Below are 703 nucleotides of genomic sequence, written 5' to 3'. Positions count from 1 at the left end.
TGGTAGTGTCGGTGGCTTGTAGTAGAACATGGTGTTTGGTTCGATGGTGAGCTGATACCAAGACAGGTGCGGCGGTGCGAGCTCAATCGCTTTGTCCAAATCGGCTAGCGCTTGTTCGATGCTTTGATCGGGTAAGCCGTGCATTAAGTCGAGGTTAAAGCTGTTCAAACCAATTTGATGGGCAAGTTTCGCTGCATTAACGGCTTCGTCTTGACCATGAATTCGTCCTAGACGCTCCAACTTCTCCTGCTCAAAGCTTTGAACTCCGATGGAAATTCGCGTGACGCCCGCTTTACGATAACCCACGAAACGCTCTGCTTCGATGGTGCCAGGGTTTGCTTCCATAGTGATTTCAATGTCTGGCTTGAATGGAATTCGCGCTTCGATGCCTTTTAGCAAACGCTCAATGCCTTCTGCAGAAATCAAACTTGGCGTACCACCGCCAATGAAGATGGAATGCAGCGGACGCGGTGCGTCATTTAAGCGGTACTTATCAATATCGGTATCCAGATCTTCTAGAAGGGCACTGATGTACTCTTCTTCTGGGATCTCCGCTTTAAGCGCATGGGAGTTAAAGTCGCAATAAGGGCACTTTTGTACACACCATGGGATGTGTACATACAAGCTGAGTGCTGGGGGCGTTAACATGGACAAGTTCACTCGATCTTACTGTGCGGTTTGCGCTGATAACTGAGCAAACAGT

At 48.8% G+C, this 703-nt stretch carries 1 protein-coding gene; it reads right to left on the bottom strand.

The features are described from left to right. Positions 1-648, bottom strand: a 648-nt coding sequence (gene hemW / locus R7Q09_RS25735; RefSeq protein WP_318143890.1) for a radical SAM family heme chaperone HemW, incomplete at its 3' end; no start/stop codon positions are given. Between the last annotated feature and the right edge of the window lie 55 nt (positions 649-703).

Source organism: Vibrio sp. 2130-1 (genome assembly GCF_033339515.1).
This window is presented reverse-complemented; position numbering and strand designations above follow the sequence as displayed.